This window comes from Alteromonas gracilis (assembly GCF_043642145.1).
GTDB classification, from domain to species: Bacteria; Pseudomonadota; Gammaproteobacteria; order Enterobacterales; family Alteromonadaceae; genus Alteromonas; species Alteromonas gracilis_B.
Genome location: NZ_JBHZRZ010000014.1, coordinates 1 through 20636, shown reverse-complemented (window position 1 = coordinate 20636; position 20636 = coordinate 1). Strand labels below are relative to the sequence as shown.

General features: G+C 46.4%; 18 protein-coding genes and 1 riboswitch. Of the genes, 5 read left to right on the top strand and 13 right to left on the bottom strand.

Translation table 11 applies throughout. The features are described from left to right. Positions 1-24: 24 nt before the first annotated feature. Positions 25-1245, bottom strand: a complete 1221-nt coding sequence (locus tag ACHUFN_RS18505; RefSeq protein ID WP_394224199.1) for an acyl-CoA dehydrogenase family protein — start codon at positions 1243-1245, stop codon at positions 25-27. Positions 1246-1451: 206 nt separating this feature from the next. Here ACHUFN_RS18505 and ACHUFN_RS18500 point away from each other — a divergent pair, with 206 nt between their 5' ends. The 4 genes from ACHUFN_RS18500 to ACHUFN_RS18485 all read left to right on the top strand — a co-directional run bounded on the left by ACHUFN_RS18500 (position 1452) and on the right by ACHUFN_RS18485 (position 5807). Beyond that, positions 1452-2375, top strand: coding sequence for a LysR family transcriptional regulator (locus tag ACHUFN_RS18500; protein ID WP_394224198.1), 924 nt, complete (start codon positions 1452-1454; stop codon positions 2373-2375). 137 nt (positions 2376-2512) lie between these two features. Beyond that, the gene (locus ACHUFN_RS18495; RefSeq protein WP_394224197.1) at positions 2513-3274 is read left to right on the top strand and encodes an MBL fold metallo-hydrolase; all 762 of its coding nucleotides are present in this window, start codon (positions 2513-2515) and stop codon (positions 3272-3274) included. A 179-nt stretch (positions 3275-3453) separates the two neighbouring features. Next, the gene (locus tag ACHUFN_RS18490; RefSeq protein ID WP_394224196.1) at positions 3454-4845 is read left to right on the top strand and encodes a YcjX family protein; all 1392 of its coding nucleotides are present in this window, start codon (positions 3454-3456) and stop codon (positions 4843-4845) included. Continuing rightward, on the top strand, positions 4842-5807 hold the full coding sequence (locus tag ACHUFN_RS18485) for a DUF697 domain-containing protein (RefSeq protein WP_394224195.1): 966 nt from the start codon (positions 4842-4844) through the stop codon (positions 5805-5807). The genes ACHUFN_RS18490 and ACHUFN_RS18485 overlap by 4 nt, the downstream gene beginning before the upstream one ends. 59 nt (positions 5808-5866) lie before the next feature. On the opposite strand, the gene ACHUFN_RS18480 is transcribed toward ACHUFN_RS18485, so the two are convergent. The 11 genes from ACHUFN_RS18480 to hemC form a co-directional block, all read right to left on the bottom strand. Continuing rightward, entirely contained in the window at positions 5867-7093 is a 1227-nt protein-coding gene (locus ACHUFN_RS18480; protein WP_394224194.1) for a threonine/serine exporter family protein, read from the bottom strand. A 221-nt stretch (positions 7094-7314) separates the two neighbouring features. Next, complete coding sequence (thiH, locus tag ACHUFN_RS18475; protein WP_394224193.1) at positions 7315-8469, bottom strand: 2-iminoacetate synthase ThiH; 1155 nt, start codon at positions 8467-8469, stop codon at positions 7315-7317. After that, positions 8466-9236, bottom strand: a complete 771-nt coding sequence (locus ACHUFN_RS18470; RefSeq protein ID WP_394224192.1) for a thiazole synthase — start codon at positions 9234-9236, stop codon at positions 8466-8468. Before ACHUFN_RS18470 ends, thiH begins: the two co-directional genes overlap by 4 nt. 1 nt (position 9237) lies before the next feature. Next, positions 9238-9447, bottom strand: a complete 210-nt coding sequence (gene thiS / locus ACHUFN_RS18465) for a sulfur carrier protein ThiS (protein WP_394224191.1) — start codon at positions 9445-9447, stop codon at positions 9238-9240. Further along, a complete protein-coding gene (locus ACHUFN_RS18460; protein ID WP_394224190.1) occupies positions 9434-10213 on the bottom strand; it encodes a HesA/MoeB/ThiF family protein in 780 nt (259 codons plus the stop codon). Before ACHUFN_RS18460 ends, thiS begins: the two co-directional genes overlap by 14 nt. Beyond that, positions 10206-11912, bottom strand: coding sequence for a thiamine phosphate synthase (gene thiE, locus ACHUFN_RS18455; RefSeq protein ID WP_394224189.1), 1707 nt, complete (start codon positions 11910-11912; stop codon positions 10206-10208). The genes ACHUFN_RS18460 and thiE overlap by 8 nt, the downstream gene beginning before the upstream one ends. Continuing rightward, positions 11909-13834, bottom strand: coding sequence for a phosphomethylpyrimidine synthase ThiC (gene thiC, locus ACHUFN_RS18450; protein ID WP_394224188.1), 1926 nt, complete (start codon positions 13832-13834; stop codon positions 11909-11911). The genes thiE and thiC overlap by 4 nt, the downstream gene beginning before the upstream one ends. A gap of 266 nt (positions 13835-14100) precedes the next feature. After that, positions 14101-14212: riboswitch (TPP riboswitch) on the bottom strand. A 110-nt stretch (positions 14213-14322) separates the two neighbouring features. Then, positions 14323-15498, bottom strand: a complete 1176-nt coding sequence (locus tag ACHUFN_RS18445; protein WP_394224187.1) for a heme biosynthesis HemY N-terminal domain-containing protein — start codon at positions 15496-15498, stop codon at positions 14323-14325. Then, positions 15495-16667 carry a uroporphyrinogen-III C-methyltransferase gene (locus ACHUFN_RS18440; protein WP_394224186.1) on the bottom strand — a complete coding sequence of 391 codons (1173 nt, stop codon included), beginning with the start codon at positions 16665-16667 and terminating at the stop codon, positions 15495-15497. The genes ACHUFN_RS18445 and ACHUFN_RS18440 overlap by 4 nt, the downstream gene beginning before the upstream one ends. Next, positions 16668-17399 carry a uroporphyrinogen-III synthase gene (locus ACHUFN_RS18435; RefSeq protein WP_394224185.1) on the bottom strand — a complete coding sequence of 244 codons (732 nt, stop codon included), beginning with the start codon at positions 17397-17399 and terminating at the stop codon, positions 16668-16670. A gap of 102 nt (positions 17400-17501) precedes the next feature. After that, positions 17502-18440, bottom strand: coding sequence for a hydroxymethylbilane synthase (gene hemC / locus ACHUFN_RS18430; RefSeq protein WP_394224184.1), 939 nt, complete (start codon positions 18438-18440; stop codon positions 17502-17504). Between the two features lie 191 nt (positions 18441-18631). On the opposite strand from hemC, the gene ACHUFN_RS18425 reads away from it, so the two are divergent. Then, the gene (locus tag ACHUFN_RS18425) at positions 18632-19693 is read left to right on the top strand and encodes a GGDEF domain-containing protein (protein ID WP_394224183.1); all 1062 of its coding nucleotides are present in this window, start codon (positions 18632-18634) and stop codon (positions 19691-19693) included. Positions 19694-19827: 134 nt separating this feature from the next. On the opposite strand, the gene ACHUFN_RS18420 is transcribed toward ACHUFN_RS18425, so the two are convergent. After that, positions 19828-20499, bottom strand: coding sequence for an alpha/beta hydrolase (locus ACHUFN_RS18420; RefSeq protein ID WP_394224182.1), 672 nt, complete (start codon positions 20497-20499; stop codon positions 19828-19830). Positions 20500-20636 lie beyond the last annotated feature (137 nt).

The following is a 20636-nucleotide window of genomic DNA, read 5'->3' as shown; positions in this document are numbered from 1 at the left end:
AGGCCGCTTTTTTAGTGTCTTATCTTACTGATATTTTTTAAGCTCTAAACGAGACACCATGCCTTTATGCACTTCGTCAGGGCCATCGGCTAAGCGAAGTGCTCTTGCGCCGGCTGCAAAACGCGCCAGTGGGAAGTCGCTACACATACCTGCGCCACCGTGAATTTGTAGCGCCATATCAACCACGCTTTGCAGCATGTTAGGCACAACAACTTTAATGGCAGAGATTTCTGTCATGGCGTGCTTTACACCTAAGTTGTCTATCTTCCATGCGGCGTGAAGGGTTAGCAGGCGTGCTTGCTCAATAGCCATGCGAGCATCAGCAATGCGCTCTAAGTTGCCCCCTAAGCGAATGATAGGTTTTCCAAATGCTACGCGCTCATGACCGCGCTTCAAGGCAAGCTCTAAGGCTTTTTCAGCCATACCAATTGCACGCATGCAGTGGTGAATACGACCCGGCCCTAAGCGCCCCTGAGCAATAGCAAAGCCTTTACCTAACCCCATGATAAGGTTGTCTTTGCTTACGCGCACATTGTCGAAATGCATCTCACCATGGCCATAAGGCGCATCGTAATCGCCATACGCGTCTAGCATGCGTGTAATGGTAATTCCCGGTGTATCTAGCGGTACTACTACCATGCTGTGGCGACTGTGTTTGTCGTTGTCTGGGTTAGACAAACCCATAAATATAGTGATTGCAGCGTTAGGGTGACCTAATCCTGTTGACCACCATTTCTTGCCGTTAATTACTACATCGTCGCCATCTTCAATGATCGTCGCTGCCATATTGGTGGCATCAGACGAGGCAACGTCGGGTTCGGTCATGCCAAATACCGAACGTATTTCACCTGCAAGTAATGGCTTCAGCCATTTTTCTTTTTGGGCATCGTTACCAAAATGGTAAAGCACTTCCATGTTGCCGGTATCAGGGGCATTGCAATTGAAGATCTCTGGTGCAAATAGGTATTTACCCATACGCTCAGCCATTGGCGCATATTCCAATGTAGTAAGGCCTTGGCCTAGTTCTGCATCGGGTAAAAATAGGTTTGCTAGGCCAGCTTCACGGGCTTTTGCTTTCAGGGCTTCGGTACCCGGATGCAATTTCCAGTTTTTCCAGTCGCCGTGATTATTTTCCTTGTGATGAAAGTCGTACACTTCGTTTTCAATTGGCGCTATGTGCGTGGCAATAAAGTTGTCGAGCTTTTCTAACAAGGCTTTGGTTTTGTCGTTATGTGAAAAATCCATAGGGCACCTTTAGTTTTCATTCTGAATAAAGCGTTTTATTTCGCATCACTTAGCAGGCGTTTGTTTAAACTTAAACAAGCACTCAAACAACGGTGCTAACCAAAAAGTGTGCAAAAAATTGATAACTCAATACTAGTGAAAGTTGCTCAGTGAATGAAATGAAATATAATCCTTATTTGTTGTGAATTTTATTCATGGTGTTGGCAATGTTAGAAAGCAGGCAGTTTGAAAAGCTAGACCTTAATTTACTGAAAGTGTTTGAAGCGCTTTGGCAGCATAAAAATATGACCCGAGTTGCCGAGGCGCTGCACATTACACCGTCGGCTGTGAGTCATGCTATGCGCCGATTTCGCGATATTTTGGGTGACCCGCTTTTTGTTAAAGAAAAGCAAAGCATGTTGCCCACACCAGCTTGCGAACGTTTGGCTCCTGCTATCCTCAAAGCCCTAAGTGATATTCGTAAGGCATTAGGGGAATTTAGTGAGTTCGATCCACTGCACAGTCATCAACGCTTTGTTATTGCAATGCAAGAGTCCCTTGAATTGGGCGTATTGCCAACATTGTTATCAACGTTAGAAAAGCAAGCACCCAATATTGAAATAGTAAGCACTCGCTTACACAGGGATTCAATGTTGGCTGACCTAACAAATCGAAATCTACATTTGGTTATCGATATTGGTCGCGCTGTGGCTGCTCCTATTTCACACTCGCTATTGCGCCGCGATACCTACAAAGTGCTTATGAATAAGCAAAACCCCCTAGCTGAAACGCTAGATAAAAGAAAGTATGTTGCGGCGCGTCATATTACGGTTTCTAACCGCGCAAAAGGGGCATCGGTTGAAGAAATTGCGCTACAGCAATTGGGAGTAAGCCGCCCATCGTTGTGGCGTTGCCAAAACTATCGTGCGGCGGCCGACGTGGTGGCAAATACACAGGCCCTATTAACTCTGCCAGGTTCTGTGGCTGACGCAGTGAGTGATGGCAATCTTGTCAGTACTAAATTGCCGTATCAGTTACCGGCTCTGGAAACCCACCTTTACTGGCACAGTCAACAGGAGGGAGAGCCGGGTTTAATGTGGCTTCGCGATTTAATGCTACACTTGTTCGCTGAGTCTGGTCATACCAGATAGGCTTTGATAGGATTTGGGGCTATCGGCATCAATGCTTTTTTGCCGCTTTACTAATTGCCTACAAGGGCATAGCGCATCAGTTTTGCAATGATTTCCACGTGAGCGCTCGTACATTTATTGGTGAATAGGAAGCAGTAATGAAAATTCACACACTGGCTGGTTACATACAGCATATTTACCTTGTTGAAGACAGCAACGGGTTGCTATTGCTTGACGGCTGCAGCCGTGCCGACGTAGACAGCGTGTGCAGTTACATTACGCAAACGCTCAGTAGACCCCTAAACGATTTAAAGTTAATAGTGGTTACTCATATGCATCCCGATCACGCGGGTGGTGCAATTCAGCTTCGCCAGCGTACAGGCGCGCAAGTCGCCTCTCATCCCAAGGCTGTTAATTGGTATACGGGGTTTGCAGGGCGCACGGCTCATGGCATTGATTTGTTGTTAACGTGGTGGGTTGCCAGTCGTATTGGTAAACCAAGAATGCCTATTTGGTACAATCCTATCTTGGCGCCAGACATGACATTGACCGACAATCAGTTATTGCCGGGCTTTGCCGACTGGCAGGTGATGTACACACCAGGTCACACCGATCACGATTTAACCCTTGTGCACATTCCAACGCAGCAAGCGTATATTGCCGATGTATTAGTGAAAGTTAAAGGTGAGCTTGTGCCACCGTATCCATTGTGTCATCCCAATCAATATCGCGAAAGTTTGGAAAAGTTGGCTCAGTCACAAATTGATACATTCTTTTGCGCTCATGTGCCGCCAACGAAAAAGTCGGATATCGATTTTCAAAGCCTGATCGAGAACGCGCCTCGCAAACCCAAGAACCACTGGCATTCCAGCAAAAACCGCATAAAGAAAAAGCTTTTCAATTTAACTCGCGAACACTAAAACCCAGACACTGCGCTATTGTCAAAACCGACGTTTAGCTGGCATTGCCCTTGCTTTTCTAATGTAACAACCACATTAACTTTTATAAGCACATCTATAATAAAGTAAGAGCTTAGCTCTGGTAGCATGTGACTTTAAAAAGGGTATAGGAGCTGCAACGGCAGAACACAAACAAGATAATGCAAAAAAATATCGCTACGCTTTTTGACAAGACTCGAGCAATGGCGTCGCTAACCGGCGACAAACTTAGCAGTGTGTTTAATAAAGAAACTCACCGATTTACCATTACAGGGCTTAGTCGAAGCGGTAAATCTATGCTGTTTACCAGCTTAATCACTATGCTGAAAAGCCGCAGTGAAGAAGGCTATGCCTGTTTGCCCCTATTACGCTATTTACCTCCTTCACAAGTTGTAGATATGCGCATAGCGCCCATTGAAGGTTATAAACCGTTCCCGCATTTACAGAACATTGCCAGCCTTGAAAACGGGCAGTGGCCCAAAGCTACTGAAGAGGCATTTGGCTTTAAATTAATTGTGCGTTTAAAAGAAACCGCAACGTTAAAACGCCATGTGCTGCCGCACAGTGACGTAGTGTTTGAATTTATCGATTACCCCGGTGAATGGGTTACCGACATTCCTATGTTGGGTAAAACCTATGCGCACTGGTCTGATTCTGCGTGGGCGCAGTTAAGCAGCGGGCCGCAACAGTATTTCGCTAGCCAGTGGAAAGCCTTTGTAAATAAGTTCGATTTTGAGCAAGAGCCAACGGCTGAACGTATTCAGCGGCTCGTTAATGCATACCGAGATTATTTAGTAGATGCTAAAGCCAACGGTATATCTTTGCTGCAGCCGGGCAGCTTTCTATTAGAATCGAGTGACTTCGATTGGCAGGCTTTTGGCTTTACCCCGCTGCCATCAAGCATCACTAGCGACGTGTCGCACCCGTGGTTCAAAGTATTTGATAAGCATTTTGGCAAGTTTAAAAGCGCTTGGCTAACGCCGCTAAAACAATCCATTTTCAAAGAAACCGACAAGCAAATTATTCTTGTCGATTTGTTTGAGGGGCTGAACCACAGCAGGCAGCATTTGTATCAGTTAAAAGAAACGTTAAGTCATTTAGCCGATACCTTTGTGTACGGTCAAAGCACGTGGTTTTCACGCAATGTGCTGAAAAAAGAGCAAATAGGTAAAGTGGCCTTTGTGGCGACAAAGTCAGACTTAATCCCCGTAAGCCAGCGCAGTAACTTACTGAACTTGCTTACCCAAATTACCGAAGGTGCAAGAGCAAGGTTCGATGGTAAGCCTATTGAGTTCGAGCATTTTTTAGTGTCTAGCATGCAAGTGACCGACGAAGGTGCTAACGAACATGCTATTCGCTATAAAGACACCGACGGCCGTTATGTAGAATCTACGTTTGAACCCATTCCCAGCACATTGAAAGATATGGAAGAGGGAAGCCACTTTCCCGTGCCTGATGTAAGCGTGCCGACTGATTTTAAAGCCCGCATTTTGGCCGGCAAGGGCGTAGATAGATTGCTTCAGTTTTTACTGGGCAAAGGAGAGCAAGAATGAGCGATAAACCGTTTAAATATGATGAAAGCGCGCAGCCGTCTACTCTTCACAGTGACGAAGTGAAAAGCCCGCAGTACAAAACCAAAGTTAAAACGCAAACCCTTGATATTGCGCAGCCTGAAACTAAGCTGCCGCAGCAAGTTGCCGACGATGTGTGGGAAGTAGACGCGAAAAAGGGCGGCATATCACTAGGTGGGGCAACGCTAGGGTTTGGTGTGGTGTCCTTAATTGGGTTCTTTGTGTTTGAAGCTTATACCACGCTTGCTGCAAATATGGCTGAGCACCCTATTGGTACGGGAGTATTAGGCGCTTTACTGGTGGGTTTTGTTAGCTGCTTTAGCTTTTTAAGCATTAAAGAGTGGCGTGGCTATAAGCAAGTGAATACCGCAATGGAAGACGCCAGCACTATTCGTAATTTGCTAGCCAGCAAAGGCGTCGACACATCGGCGCAACGAATAGACAATGTGTTACTTCAACACGGTAAGCGCTTTTCCAGTGGCTCTTACGCTGCGCATTGTTTTAAGCGCTATAAACAACAACTGCAAGCCGATATGACTGGGGCAGAGCGTTTGGGCCTTTACGAAGATACGGTGCTAAAACCTGTTCAGGAAAAAGCACACAAAGTACTTAACAAAGAGTCGGTTACTGCAGGAAGCTTGGCGTTTATTAGCCCTAATAATCTTATACAAACCTTCGCTGTGGTATGGATAAGCTTTCGTACTATTCGCCGTATGGCGCGGGTGTATGGGTTAAGACCGGGTACAGCGGGCAACTGGAAATTGCTAAAAGTGCTTGCGCAAAACATTGCCGCCCAGGGGGTATTTGATTTGGCAACTGACGAAGTGGCCAATCAAATTGGCGGTAGCTTGTCGGCTAAGTTTATGGAGAATTCGGCAGAAGCTATTGCAGCTGGCGCACTTAACGCACGTTTGGGGCGTGCGCTAATCAAGCTGCTTAAATAGCGGCTCTAGCTACTCAGGTGTTTACAGATATACAAACCGTATGAGTTTTAAAGGCGCTATTACAGCGCCTTTTTAGTGGGTACAACAACGTTAGCAAAGATTAGCCCCGCTACAAGCGACATAAAGATCAGAAACACTTCTTGCCCCAAATGGTCGGCCTTTACAAAGTCTTGGCCTGTCATAAACGAGTTTAAGCCAATGTACGTTTTCGACCCTGGCACCAGTACAATAAGCCCGTGCATAGCAACAATGGTGGCCGGTTGGTTGGCAATACGGGTGAAAGCATTGGCAAAAATACCCAAGGCAAACGCGCCCACAAAGGCTCCTAACCCTGGGCTCATGTAATCTGAGCTCCACGCGGTTGCGCTATAGGCAATAAATGCCGCTGCCAATGCCCACGGTATGTGTTTTAAGCGGGTTCTGAAAATTGCCACTAGCGCTATACACAGTAAAAATACTGCCAGCCACGTTGCCCAATAAGGCAGTGATTCAGCAGGGGTATACACGTTTTCACCAAACGCGCTAAAGCCCACAGACACACCAAGAAACGCACCAAAGTACAGTTTAAAAAGCTGCATAATAGCGTCCATTGTTCTAGCCGTGCCCGACACCATGTTACGCGAGGACAGCTCTGCAAGGCCCATGGTTAGCGCAAGCCCAGGTACAAATACAATTACCGAAGACAGCACCACTAGCGGAATATTAATGCCCGGGTCGACATACTGACCAATGGCGCAGGCAAGAATACCGCCTACAAACGCGGTAACTGGCTCTAGCATTAAGTTTACGCGTTTCGACTGCTGCGCCCATAGTGTCCATAAATAAGCAACAATGCCTAGTGCGCCCGACCAGCCAATCTCGCTCCAGCTTGCACCCATTAGCATGGCGAACGCACCCGTTGCCATAGCAAAGGCAATACCGGTTACCCATTTGCCATAAGGGCTGCCCATGGCATCTATTTCGTTTAAGCGTCTATCGGCTTCGCAAAGCGTTAATTTTCCAGCTAACAATTCACTGGCAAGCTCATCGGTAAGCGACAGCGCGTTCATGTCTAAATCGCCGGGAAGAAGTCGCGCAGCGTGATTGTATTCGTCTTCGTGACGATCGCTCCAGATAACAAAAGTTAACGACGTTGGCGTAGATATGAAAGAAGCATGTACACCCAAATACTTGGCAACTTCGCCAAGGTACGCTTCAAGTCGGAACGCGGGCGTGCCGTACTTGTGCAGCATCTTTCCTAGCTTCACTATAAATTTTCGAATTTGAATAAATTCAAAGGTATCCAACGCACTGCCCTTAAATGTTGAGAACTATAATATGTGGTAAACAAGACGAAAAAGCCAGACATACTCAAGTGGTGTCTGGCTAAATTTTCGGCGGATTGTACGGATGGATTCAAGGGAAAGCAAAATAAATTTTTTCTTATTTTCCCTTAAAAAAACTAATCGGTTAATACAATGAAAATAGCCTCAAAACGCGAGTGTTTTTAACATTACAACACGCGATATTAAGTCGTCATATTCGCGTTTATTTGGCGATCTTCAAATGGCATCCAGTCTTTCCAAACAGGCTCTAACCCATTCAGGGAAAGCGCATTCACCACATCTGACACCGAGCGATTATCGTCAATATCAAACTGGTTAAGTGCTTTTGATGGTGCACTGTAGCCGCCTGGCTGAGTTTGCGATGCTGCGCTCATCGATGTAATGCCTAAAGACATAACGCCGTCTCTGAACGCGGCCGACTCGCGGGTAGACAGCGACAGTTCAGCTTCTCGGTTAAACAGTCGGTGTGCACATATCAACTGAAGCAGGTCTTTCTCATTAGGAAGCTTGCGGTTAGTAAGGGCATTGCCTCCAGTGCTATTTCCTTCACAGCTTCGAAGGCGGGGGAAAGCAATAGATACTCGACTTTGCCAGTAATGTTGTTGTAGCAGCTTGCCATGCAGCGCTGTCATAGCGCTATCTACACGCCAGTCACCCAAGCCAAGCAGTGCACCAATGCCTATTTTGTCTATGCCAGCTTGACCTATGCGATCGGTCGCTTCTAGTCGCCATAAGAAATCCTGCTTCTTGCCGCGGGTATGATAGGTTGCGTAATGCTGGGGCGAATAAGTTTCTTGATACACCAGCACGGCGTCTAAACCGCACTGTTTCAGGGTTTCATACTGACTGCGTTTTAACGGCTGCACTTCCATCATTAAGTAGCTCACCTTGTCGCGAATAGCGCGCAAGGTTTGTTCAAAATACTCTATGCCTACTTTGGTTTCGTGCTCTCCTGTTACTAGCAATACTTGCGAAAACCCCATGTCTCGAATAGCACTAATTTCACTTAGTACCTCGCTTTTCGTCAGTGTTTTACGCTTTATTTTATTGCTCATGGTAAAGCCGCAATAAGTACATTCGTTAGCGCATAAGTTCGATAAATACAGCGGCAAAAAAAGCTGCATGGTGTTGCCAAAGCGGTGCCGGGTTAAGGCTTTTGCACGATGCGCCATTACTTCTAAATAGGGCGCGGCAGCAGAAGAAATCAATGCCATAAAGTCATCAAACGTTGGCGCGTCTGAGCGTATTGCTCGCTCTACATCTTTCGCCGTTTTACTGTTTATTGACATAGCAATGTGCGCTAGGTCTTGTTGCAATAATGCCTGTGCAACCTTCATATCGAAGGCTCCAGAAATGCGGTTAGTGGGCTAGAAGCGTGTGCCATATTACTGGTTGCACCAAGGCCAGCTTCATAAGCTTTGCGACCCGTTTCTACAGCACTTGCGAAGGCCTCTGCCATCACAACTGGCTCTTGTGCTGTTGCAATTGCTGTATTCACTAACACTGCGTCTACGCCCATTTCCATGGCCGCCATGGCTTCACTGGGTTTGCCGATACCCGCATCAACAATAACTGGCACCGATGCTTGCTCAACAATAATTTGTAAGAAAGGCTTGGTTTGTAAACCTTGATTGCTGCCAATAGGGGCACCTAAAGGCATGACGGCTGCGCAGCCTACTTCTTCTAAACGCTTGCAGAGCACAGGGTCTGCGCCGCAGTAGGGCAAAACGTGAAACCCTTTTTTCACCAGAGCCTCAGCTGCTAATAAGGTTTCGATGGGGTCGGGCAGTAGATAACGTTGGTCGGGATGAATTTCTAATTTTATCCACGGGCTACCTAATGCTTCGTAAGCAAGCTCGGCGGCAAATATTGCTTCGCTCGCGTTTTTTGCCCCCGACGTGTTAGGAAGCAGCGTTACACCAAGGGCGCGAAGCGCGGTTAGCGTATCGTCTTGCGCGCTATTGCTAGCAACACGCTTCATTGCCAGCGTGACTATGCTGCTATTAGCTGCTGCAACTGCACTTTTCATGGTGCTGGCGTTACTGAATTTGCCTGTGCCCGTTAGAAGGCGCGAAGAAAAGGTATGGTTTGCCAAAGTAAGCATATTAGCCCCCTGCAACTAAGGTAAAAATATCAACAGTGTCGTTGTCATTAAGGTAAGTTGTCGACCATGCTTTTTTACTGACAATGGCGTTGTTTCTTGCAATAGCAGTACCGTCGCTATTAAGTTGTTTAAGTGCAATTAACTCGTTGAGCGAAATAGGCGAGATAACGCTCACAGGCTGGTTGTTAACGTTAATTTTAATCTGAGTCATTGCATACCTCACAAGATAAAGAGGGCGGCAACGCAAAGCTTTGCAGTGAACCTAGGCCAGCATTGCCGTTAAGGTACTGCCCCCATTTGATGTCTGCATCAAAGCCTTTGGCCATGAATAACAGGGCCTGTGTTGCTTGGTGGCAGGCAGCCATGCCAACCACAGGCCCAAGTACGCCCTGACTCATGCAGTCTTCACGAATATCAATGCTGTTTACCAAGCATTCGTAACAGCCACAAGATGCAGAATTTTGAGGAAGATTCAGTGCTTGCCAAGTAAGCCCACTGGCCGCGGCGATGAAAAGTGGAATTCGCGCCTGATAGGTCGCTAAATTAACTTGCTTTCTGACCTGTGTGTTGTCTGTGCAATCTAATACACAGGTGGCTGAACTAATCAAAGTTGGTAAGTTGTTACTATCAGCAAATAGGCTTTTAAAGCGGATATTAAGGTGTGAATTGACTTTGCGAAGCTCACTGTAAAGCGACTTGGCTTTTAGCTCGCCTAAATGCATTTCGTTATAGGTGGTTTGGCGCTGCAAATTGCTGATTTCTACAATATCGCCATCGACCAGCGTGATATTGCCAACTCCGGCGCCCGCTAAATAGCGAGCCGCCAAGCTACCTAAGCCACCAAGACCAATGATCACCGCATGAGAATTGGCTAAATTCAATTGGCCTTCATCGTTCACGCTGCTAAGCAAAAGCTGCCTGCTATAGCGTTGTATGTCTTGGGCACTTATGCAGGCATTGTTAGAATTACTATGCAAACCCCGCCTCCTGCGCTAACGCTTGGTAGGCTTTTAATGGATGGTCGGCTTGTGTAATAGCGCTAACTACAGCAACGCCGTTAACCCCGGTTTTCGCTACTGTGTTTATACGCGACAAGTTAATGCCACCAATTGCTACAGTGGGTATGCCTTCACAAAGTTTTACGTATTTTGCCAAGCGTTCCACACCCTGTGGTTTAGACAGCATATCTTTGGTGTGTGTGGGAAAGATATGACCAAGGGCAATGTACGAAGGGTTAAGGGCGCGAACCCGTTGTATTTCTGCAAAGCCATGAGTAGAGATACCCAGCCTTAATCCTGCAGAGCGAATGGCATCTAAGTTGGCTGTATCAATATCTTCTTGGCCCAAGTGCACGCCATACGCGCCCATTTCAATGGCTAACTCCCAGTAATCGTTTATGAAAAGCTGGCAGTTAGTGTGTTTGACCAGTGCAATTGCTTCTTTAATTTGCTGGCGTTTATGGTCAATTGATCCTTCTTTTACCCTAAGCTGCATTATCCTTACGCCAGTTGGCCAAAGGCGGGCTATCCAATCAACGCTATCTACTACAGGGTAAACCCCCAGTTTGGTGTGGGTGAGCGCCGGAAAGCCCTGTGAATGTATGCAGCCTAAACTTCCCGATGCCACACCGCTTTCTTCATCAGATAAAAATGCATCGCTTGATGGAACTTGACTACGGCGATAGAAATTTACCCGTGGAAAGCGTGAAGGCTCTGTGGGAAAGCCGTTAGTTCGAGCAAAGTAGGTAAGAGCGTTAGATGAATAATAAAGCTCGGTAACAGTTTCTCGCTGCGTTGTGTCTTGGGCTGTACTCTTTAGCGCGCTCTCAACAGTGCTCTTAACCGTATTTGCAACCGTGCTTTTAACTCCACTTGCAACGGGCGCCGAAAAAGCGTTGTACCTGATTTCGCTGACATATGCGTTCGCCAGTGTGAGTGCGTCTTCTATGCCATAATTGTGTACGACAAAAGCCGCAATGGCACTGGCCAGTATGCAGCCCGTACCGCGAAGTTTACCTAGCTGCGCTTTTGGCTGTGTAAAGCGAATGGTATGCGATGCACAAACGAACGTGTCGCAAGCGTTATCTTGCCAGGTGGCGTGGCCGCCTTTTACGTAAACGGCCTTAGCGCCTTTTCCCATTAGTCGGTTCACCGCACTAAGAAGGCTTGCTTCATTAGTTACCGGTAAGTCGGCAAGCCAAGCAAGTTCATCGGTATTCGGCGTAACTAAGTCTACGGTGTTTAGAAGCTCGTCGATTACGCTTTCACTTAGGTCGCTCAATACACCACCAGATGACGTAGACAGCACGGGGTCCCAAATTACAAATGGGCGGGGAGTTAGCTTCGTTTGAATACGTGCACATAATAAAAGTGCCTGTTCATCGTTGGCGATAGCCCCTATTTTTATGGCATTGGGGGGCGTGTCTTCAAATAGCACCTGCCACTGCTGATTTAGCGCCGACGCACTCATGTTTTCCTTGCTGAGCAATATGGCATTCGACTGCACGGTTAACTGCGTTGTTAATACGCAAGCATGCACATTTAAATCGGCCAGCGTAATGGCGTCGCGTGTTACACCCGCGCCGCCACTTGAGTCTATGCCGCCCACACACCAAACAATAGGCTGCTTTTTCGTGGGGGGCTGCAGTATGGGTTTGGTAAGCGTAGCCCCTATCATGGCAGTTCTACCTTGCTATCAGCGGCGTGATAGAGCTGTGCCCCCGACTGGTTAAAGGCGTTTGCCATCTCTTTCATACCTTGGCTTTTACTCTGCTGAGCTTCATCTAACTGCGCATTTTCAGCTTGATTTGCAACGTCACGTACTTCTTGAGAAATCTTCATGCTGCAAAATTTAGGGCCACACATTGAGCAAAAATGCGCAACTTTGCCCGAAGCTTGAGGTAAGGTTTCGTCGTGATAGGCACGAGCGGTGTGTGGGTCTAATGCCAAGTTAAATTGGTCTTCCCATCTGAATTCAAAACGTGCTTTCGACATGGCGTTATCGCGAATTTGTGCACCCGGGTGACCTTTCGCTAAATCGGCAGCATGAGCTGCAATTTTATAAGTGATTAGGCCTTGTTTAACGTCTTCTTTATTCGGTAGGCCTAAATGCTCTTTAGGCGTTACGTAGCAAAGCATGGCGCACCCATACCAACCAATCATGGCGGCACCTATACCTGATGTGAAATGATCATAACCTGGTGCAATATCAGTCGTGAGTGGCCCAAGGGTATAAAATGGCGCTTCATGGCAGTGCTTAAGCTGCTCTTCCATGTTTTCTTTAATCATATGCATTGGCACATGACCTGGGCCCTCAATCATTACCTGAACATCATGTTCCCAGGCAATTTTAGTTAACTCGCCCAAGGTACGTAACTCTGAGAACTGTGCATCGTCGTTAGCATCTGCAACGCTTCCAGGTCGCAAGCCATCACCTAGCGACAAGGCGACATCATACTTTGCGCAAATTTCGCAAATATCGTGAAAGTGCTCGTACAAGAAGCTTTGCTGGTGGTGACTTAAGCACCATTTAGCCATGATAGAGCCGCCGCGAGACACAATACCGGTAACCCGTTTGGCGGTTAGGTGCACGTACTCAAGCAGCACGCCAGCGTGAATAGTAAAGTAATCGACGCCTTGCTCGGCTTGTTCAATTAGGGTGTCTTTAAACATTTCCCACGTTAAGTCTTCGGCCACACCATTTACTTTCTCTAGGGCTTGGTAAATAGGCACGGTGCCAAGAGGAACGGGGCTATTTCGAAGCAGCCACTCACGGGTTTCATGAATGTTTCTGCCGGTGGATAAATCCATAATGGTGTCGGCGCCCCAGCGGGTTGACCACACAAGCTTTTCTACCTCCTCTTCAATAGATGACGTAACCGCCGAATTACCAATATTGGCATTAATCTTTACCAAGAAGTTGCGACCAATAATCATTGGTTCTAGTTCAGGGTGATTTATGTTGCAAGGTATAATGGCGCGCCCCGCGGCCACTTCTTGGCGCACAAACTCAGGGGTGATGGTGTCAGGTAAATTAGCGCCGAAATGTTCGCCTTTGTGTTGCTGGGTAAGCTCGGCGTCTTTAATAGCTTGGCGGCCCATGTTTTCGCGAATGGCAATGTATTCCATTTCAGGGGTAATAATGCCCTGTCTGGCGTAGTGAAGCTGCGTTACGTTTTTACCGGCTTTGGCCTTCAATGGCTTGCGGCTTCGAATAAAGCGAAAATCTTCTGTGAAGATGTCATTTTCACGCTCTTTGGCAAAGTGTGACGACACACCGTCTAGTTCATGAGTATCGCTTCTTTCTTCAATCCAGCGTTTACGAAGTGGCGCTAAACCTTTGTGAACATCAATGTTTTCTTTCGGGTCGCCATAAGGACCAGAGGTGTCGTATACCGGAATAGCCGGGTTTGGCTCTAGAATGGGGTTATCTTCTGTGCCACCCACCAAACTGTCGTGTTGGTGAATAAGGCGCATTGCCACACGGATATCTTCGCGGCTTCCCATTTCGTAATGACGTGTTGAGTTAGGGTAAGCTTCGCCCGCTAGTTCATTAATGAATTGTTGCGCTTGTTGTCGCTGTTCGCGTCTGTTCGACATAGCATTTTAGCCTTGTAAGTATAGGGTTAAAAATGCTTGTCAGGAGTGAAGGAGAATACAGTGTGGAAGGGGATAAGCCCGATACTTTAGCGAGATTGTTGGTAAAGGATCTGGTGATTACAGCCCTTTACACCGTTGATGTTTACTTGGCGATAAATTTAAACAGTTTACCTTAAGCGATGAGCAGCACCGTAAGGCTTGTATCTGTTTCATCAACAGCAAAACAACTTCGCTTCACAACGCCAAACCAAGGCTTAACATTGTGCACATTGTATTTTCTTGTTCCCTTCGCAGGTATTAGCCTGATCAGGTTCTACGGATCCCACTTTCGCGGTCTCAGCTTACTGGGTTACCAGTGAAGCACTCCGACAAGTTAACTACATCAACTCACGTTGTTTTTGGCAACATGAATTGAAAATCTTCTTTTACTATATCTTCAAATTTACAAAAAGTACAAGTGCTACCAGCAAGACTAAACGAATATTCATTTAGCTTGCTAGCTGTTGTCCTTCCTTGTAAAGCTGAAGGGCCGTAGCAGTGTCGTGCTTGCGTTCGCTAATGGCAGAAAGTAGCAGTAAATCTTCTTTGCGCGACTTCATCTTCGTTGCTTTTAACAAGGCCTTTTCTGCCAGCACATCATCACCAGAGTTAAATGCAACCTGTCCTAGTGTAGAATAAAGCGCTACGTTTTCTTCGTCTTGTTTTATCCAGCTTTCAAGCAGGCGCAGTGACGGCGACGCATCAGGAATATTAAGCTGAGTGAACAGCGGAAACAACGCGCTATTAGGGCCACGCTTTTGCCATTCAACAAGTAACTGCTGCGCATCAGCATGCATACCTTGCTCTAATAATTGCTGAATGTAGGCGGCGCGATAGGCGTCGTCGTGGCGCAGTTTTCGTGGCAATGTATCCCAGTACGACTTCAGCTCGACAGCGCCTTGTTTACTGGCAATTTCAGCAAACTTACCTTTAGCAATTCGCTGGCTCCATGCGGTGTATTCTGCTTTAGGCAACGCTTTGCGCCAGCCAGAAAGGTTATCTTGAAGCACTTGCCACTTACCCAGTTTGGCTAGAATTTGCGCTTTCAACTGAACCACTTGTTTATTTTCACGTTCTTGCTCGTCAAGTTCGTTAAGCTTTTCAAGCGCAACATCGTATTTCGCTTCTGCCATGTCGATGCGAGCGTGCATGACCGTTGCCGCAACTTTAGCTTTAGGAAAGTCAGCAGCTTGCTCTAAAAAATAACGCGCCTTAGCTAGGTCGTTATCGGCAAATGCTATTTGCGCTGACGCTAGGTAGTTAACGCCTTCAAAGTTACCATTGGTGGTTTTGCTAAGTGCTTTTTGTGCCGTATCAAAATCACCCGCAGCCATAGCGTGTAAGCCATCAAAAAATGCACGCTTGCGTTTGCGCTCACCCAAAGTGCCAAACCATTTGTGTGAGCCAGTAATTAGGCTAAGCGCCCACATCACAAAGCGTGACAGCACATACCAAGCAATGACAGAGCCTATTACCAAAATACAAAAACTGATTACTGTCATTTCAACTGCTGTGTTACCCAGCGAAATAAGTACGTAGCCTTTGTCGCCTAACAACATTGGGCCCACAATTAATGCAACAACGAATGCGGCTAATACCGCAAGGGCAATAGCTAACCATTTCATAGTGCATTTGCTCCTTGTCCAAACGCCTGCTTAACGCGGCTTTCCAGAAGTCGCTCAAGCGGTTTTTGCGACGCTAGTTCAGTAGGAATAGGGCGCGATATATCGGTAGCAATCAGATTTTGCAAAGCATCCACAAAACCTGTTATTTGGCTTTTTTCTGTATCGAATTTTTCAATAATTAACGTTTGTGCATATTGAAGCGACTGATTGTACAGGCCAGCATCGCCCTGAAGAGCGGCGGTTTGAGCATGCATTAGCTGTAAGCGTAGCTGCTCCTTAGCTAAAAACTGTGCTTCTAGGGAAAGCACGGGTTCAACCGGGCCTTCAATAGTTTTAATGGTAAGAAAATCGTTTACTAGAGAACGCCATACTTTTGCTAGGTTTTCTTGCCAATCGTCTGTCGATTCTGACAAAGTGGTGTCTTCTGCATTCGCATCTTCAGGCTTTTCAAAAGTATCAAGAGGGAGCTTATCAATTTGTGCAATCATGCCAGTAAGCGCAAGGGCTACCGAACTTTGCGATACGGGGTTCATCTGCTGAAGCGTTTGAATGTCTTCGGCCAGGGCTGCGCGAACAGGTAACACTGACGGGTCGGCCAATGATTTCAAACGTTTGTCAGCATTTACCAACAGTAAAATAGCCGTGCGAACATCGTTCTCCAACCATAGCTTCCTTCCAGCCATGCGCACTAAATAGTCAGCTTCGGCAATCAGCCAGTCTGATGGACGACGGCCTTCCATATTATTTAGCTGCTGAAGCGTTGATTCTGATTGTAGAGTCAGCTTTTCGTTCTGCGCCTTAAGCTCGGCTACCGTGCTCTCTAATGCTTTATTGGTTTTAGTTACGTTGTCAATTGACGCTAAGATGTCGGCGCGTTCACGCTCAATAGCGTTAAGCTGAGAAACCGTACTTTGTTGCGTTGACTCAGAGTCTTTGCTTGCCGACTGCTGCTGCATGTAATACCAATAACCAGCGCCTGCCATGCCAACCACAATCAGAAACAGGATGATAACAACAAACCACAATAGACCATTTCCTGACGATTTCTTTTTTGTAGCACCTGAATCTGATGAATCACTTGAGGTAGCAGAAGATTCGATTACTTCTTTTTCAGCGTCCACTTTCACGAGTTCTTCTTTCTGTGGGCTATTTTCATTATTGTTGGCCATTCAATACTCCCAGTTATCCTTTACCCAGGCGATGAGTGCCTGATCGGTGGCTTGCTGACAAACCGCTACGTTTGTAATACCTTTTTTATTAAGGGTTTGCGCTATTCGGTCGCTCACTGTTAGCCAAGGGAAGGCTAAAAGTGCATTACCAAATTGCTCAATTAGTTGCAGTGCCATTGCTTCGCTTGTTGCGATAATGCCGCTAACTTCGCCCATTTTCCACCGTTTTGTGTAAACTGGTCGCGTAAGTTGCTCTCTTTTGTAAACGCTAAAGCTATTCACTAAAATACCTTTTTCGTCTAACCCTTTTGCTATGGCGTCTCGCCCACCTTCACCTTTAATAATAACGACATGCCGACAATTTGCCTCATTAAGCTGATGCATTGCCAATATTCCTTCGGATGTATGGACTTCAGGCGTAATAACGTTTGCCGCTAAAGCAGACGTAAGTTTGGCCTTTAGTTTTCGCCCGGTAGCATCGCCAACGGCGATAACGAATGCAGAGTGGTTACTTGCTTCGTTAAGCCCCGAAACGACTGCTTCTACAGCGTATACGCTGGTGACAACAATTGCGTTTACTGTGTTTGACGATAAAAAAGATGCGGCCGCATTTTGTTCCGATGAAACGGTGACAATGTCAGATGTCGCCACGCCCACTGCATTAATTCCAGCCTTTTCAAACGCTAGAGCGCTGGCTTTCAGTTTTGGTAGCGGGCGCGTAAATAGCAACATGTTAGCTAATTCTCATCCTTTTTTAGCGTTAAAATAACAATGTCATTAGGTTTAGCTAGGCGCATAGTGTCTCAAATGAAAAGCGCTTAAACGATAAGGCCCCTAACTGTAAAGTGCCTTCAAGATTTCTCCTGCACCTTGCTCAAGAAGCGCTTCGGCCACTTCAACACCAATATCTGAAGCCTTTTCTCGTGATGCTGTAGCCGATGCAAAAAGCAGTTCAGAGCCATCTGGTTTGCCTACCATACCTGTTAAAGTAAGCACATTGCCATCAAGGGTAGCAAAGCTACCAATCGGTACTTGGCAACCGCCTTCTAGTCTTTCGTTCATAGCGCGTTCAGCAGTCACTCGCGTATGAGTATCTGTATGGTTTAGTGCTTGAAGCAGACTAATAAGCTCTTCGTCATCGTTACGGCATTCAATGCCTACTGCACCTTGGCCCACTGCAGGTAATGAAATATCAGCAGGTAGTGGCATGCGAATACGAGACTCCATTTCTAGGCGAATTAGGCCTGCGGAAGCTAAAATAATGGCGTCGTACTCACCCGCGTCAAGCTTAGCTAGGCGGGTATTCACGTTTCCACGCAAGTCTTTAATGATAAGGTCTGGACGATATTTACGAATTTGGCACTGTCGACGAAGACTAGAGGTGCCCACCACTGCGCCTTGAGGAAGTGCATCTAAGCTATCGTGGTGGTTTGAGACAAACGCGTCGAACGGGTTTTCACGTTCGCAGATTGCATGTAGCCCGAATCCTTCAGGAAATTCTACAGGTACATCTTTCATCGAGTGCACGGCAATATCGGCTCGGCCTTCAAGCATTGCAATTTCAAGTTCTTTGATAAACAGGCCCTTTCCACCAATTTTAGCAAGTGGTGTGTCTAAAATTTTGTCGCCCTGTGTGCTCATCGGAACTAGCTCAACGGTCATTGATGGGTAGTGCTCCATCAATTTTGCCTTCACATACTCTGCTTGCCAAAGTGCTAAAGCACTTTTTCTAGTAGCAATTCGAACGGTGCGGGTAGTGTTGAGGTGACTCATGGCTATTCCAAATTTATTAAAAAAGAAACTAAAACAACGTATCACAAAATGTCATACAAGATACGTCGTAGTATACGCATTTTCTGTATCAATGTTTGAAATTACATGCAGTTTTCTATTTGGTCATTGTGAATCTTTCGGTCTATGCTGAACGTTAATTTGCTTGAAAAAACGCGGAGATATGTCTTTGTATGGATAGTGCGTCATTACGGCAACTGCTTAGAAATGCGCAACAAGACGAAGCAGAGGCTAAAAGAAGAAGATTAACCTTATATTTCATCTCTTATGTTGGCGGCTCGATCATGGCGTTTATGGCGTGGCTCAACATGGGAACCAACAGCACCCTTCTAGTTTTGACATTAGCGGTGTCAGCTGCGGTGATCTACGCAAATGTTGCTCTGTCGCACATGTTTCCCCGTGCTGATATTTTTTATTACACTGCTGGGCTTGCCGTGGCGTTTACCATAAATGGCTTGGTGTATACCGGCGGGCTTAACAATACTGGTCTTTATTTTATCTTTCCTTTGCTCTTCGTTCAGATTGTTGTGGTGCGGTTTAAGCCAGCAATGGCATATGTGGCAGTTACAATAGGTGTTGCTATCGTCATGTTGTACAACCAAGATAAAATAATGGCTCAGTACACCGACGTGCACGTTTCTCGTTTTCTTATAGCCACCTTCTGCTTTATTTGTGTCGCGTTTATTGGCGAGCACTTTTGGCATCAAAGTCGAAAAGAAATGCTGCGTGAGAATTTAGAGCGAATGCGGCAGGCTAATACCGACCCGTTAACCAAGCTTCCTAATAGACGTTTTTTAGAAACTGTTTTTTTCGAAAGGGCGATGCAAGACCCGGCGGCATCTTTCCCGTTAAGCGCGGTGGTTGTCGATATCGACCATTTTAAAGTCATTAATGACACCTATGGGCATGATATCGGTGATGAGGTGCTTATTCACATCTCAAGGCTAATGAAAGATGCAATAAGAGCTACAGACGTTGTAGCGAGAACAGGAGGGGAGGAGTTTTTAGTGCTGTTTCCTCACGCCACGCTAAGTCAAGCCGTTAAGCTAGCTGAAAAGGTGAGGTCGGTAATTGAAGCCAACCCATTTGTGGAAGGGGATGTGAATCATAAGCTCACCGCAAGCTTTGGCGTGGCAACGGCGCTAACCGATACAACGCTGCATGCTTGTTTAAAGCAAGCTGATGACAATCTTTACAAAGCGAAAAGTGCAGGCCGAAATCGCGTAGTTGAATGAAGTAAAAGCTTGCGCTTTGAAGGCTTAAAGAGCCAGGAGCCGAACTAGACACACATCAAAAAAATAGCCGGTGAGCAATTGCTAAACCAGCTATTTCTCATGGCTATCTTTTTATAACTGGCAAGCTAAAAGCCTTAGTTCAACACTTTTTGAAGCCAAGCGCTAATATCGTTTAGCTCTTGCATACAAACATTGTGCTGCATGGTGTAAGTCTGCCACGTGGCTTTAAACCCACTTTCACTTAATGTTTTAAACGCAGCGTTACCCATAAATACAGGAACGACTTCGTCTTGATCCCCGTGTGCCATCATTATATGTGTTTCACGGTTTGTGTCATTAGCTTCGCTTTCAAGTAGCGACGGCTCGCACATGTACGTAGAAAGTGCCAGTACTCCAGCAAGCTTATTGGCATATCTTGGCGCAAGATGCAGCGCAATAACGCCCCCTTGAGAAAAACCAGCAAGAACAATACGTTCACTAGGAATACCGCTTTCAATTTGCGCTTCAATTAATGCTTCTACCCGTGCCGCCGACTCTTTCACGCCAGCAAGGTCTGCACGACTTTCAAAGTCTAACGACTTGATATCGTACCAAGCGCGCATACGCATACCGCCATTAATGGTAACTGGGCGCTCTGGGGCATGGGGGAAAAGAAATTTTACAGCCATTGTACCTGGGAGTTTAAGCTCGGGCACAATGGGCGCGAAGCCATGCCCTGAATCACCAAGACCGTGAAGCCAGATAACGCAGGCATCAGGCGTAGTCGACGGGTTAATTTCTACGCAAGGCAGAAGTTGCTGAGTCATGCTATGTTTCCTAGTTTGTTAAAATATTGGGGTCAGAGTAAATTAACTGGCCTAAAAATGTACTCTGACCCTGAGGTATCCCCACAAATAATATAGTGATATTAGGCAGATAAAAAAAGATGGAACATTCATGACGT

Excerpts from the sequence above, each read along its gene's own strand:
- ACHUFN_RS18505 (WP_394224199.1), bottom strand. The coding sequence starts at position 1,245 with ATGGATTTTTCACATAACGACAAAACCAAAGCCTTGTTAGAAAAGCTC.
- ACHUFN_RS18500 (WP_394224198.1), top strand. The coding sequence starts at position 1,452 with ATGTTAGAAAGCAGGCAGTTTGAAAAGCTAGACCTTAATTTACTGAAA.
- ACHUFN_RS18495 (WP_394224197.1), top strand. The coding sequence starts at position 2,513 with ATGAAAATTCACACACTGGCTGGTTACATACAGCATATTTACCTTGTT.
- ACHUFN_RS18490 (WP_394224196.1), top strand. The coding sequence starts at position 3,454 with ATGCAAAAAAATATCGCTACGCTTTTTGACAAGACTCGAGCAATGGCG.
- ACHUFN_RS18485 (WP_394224195.1), top strand. The coding sequence starts at position 4,842 with ATGAGCGATAAACCGTTTAAATATGATGAAAGCGCGCAGCCGTCTACT.
- thiH (WP_394224193.1), bottom strand. The coding sequence starts at position 8,469 with ATGAAGGTTGCACAGGCATTATTGCAACAAGACCTAGCGCACATTGCT.
- ACHUFN_RS18470 (WP_394224192.1), bottom strand. The coding sequence starts at position 9,236 with ATGCTTACTTTGGCAAACCATACCTTTTCTTCGCGCCTTCTAACGGGC.
- thiS (WP_394224191.1), bottom strand. The coding sequence starts at position 9,447 with ATGACTCAGATTAAAATTAACGTTAACAACCAGCCTGTGAGCGTTATC.
- thiE (WP_394224189.1), bottom strand. The coding sequence starts at position 11,912 with ATGATAGGGGCTACGCTTACCAAACCCATACTGCAGCCCCCCACGAAA.
- thiC (WP_394224188.1), bottom strand. The coding sequence starts at position 13,834 with ATGTCGAACAGACGCGAACAGCGACAACAAGCGCAACAATTCATTAAT.
- ACHUFN_RS18445 (WP_394224187.1), bottom strand. The coding sequence starts at position 15,498 with ATGAAATGGTTAGCTATTGCCCTTGCGGTATTAGCCGCATTCGTTGTT.
- ACHUFN_RS18440 (WP_394224186.1), bottom strand. The coding sequence starts at position 16,667 with ATGGCCAACAATAATGAAAATAGCCCACAGAAAGAAGAACTCGTGAAA.
- ACHUFN_RS18435 (WP_394224185.1), bottom strand. The coding sequence starts at position 17,399 with ATGTTGCTATTTACGCGCCCGCTACCAAAACTGAAAGCCAGCGCTCTA.
- hemC (WP_394224184.1), bottom strand. The coding sequence starts at position 18,440 with ATGAGTCACCTCAACACTACCCGCACCGTTCGAATTGCTACTAGAAAA.
- ACHUFN_RS18425 (WP_394224183.1), top strand. The coding sequence starts at position 18,632 with ATGGATAGTGCGTCATTACGGCAACTGCTTAGAAATGCGCAACAAGAC.
- ACHUFN_RS18420 (WP_394224182.1), bottom strand. The coding sequence starts at position 20,499 with ATGACTCAGCAACTTCTGCCTTGCGTAGAAATTAACCCGTCGACTACG.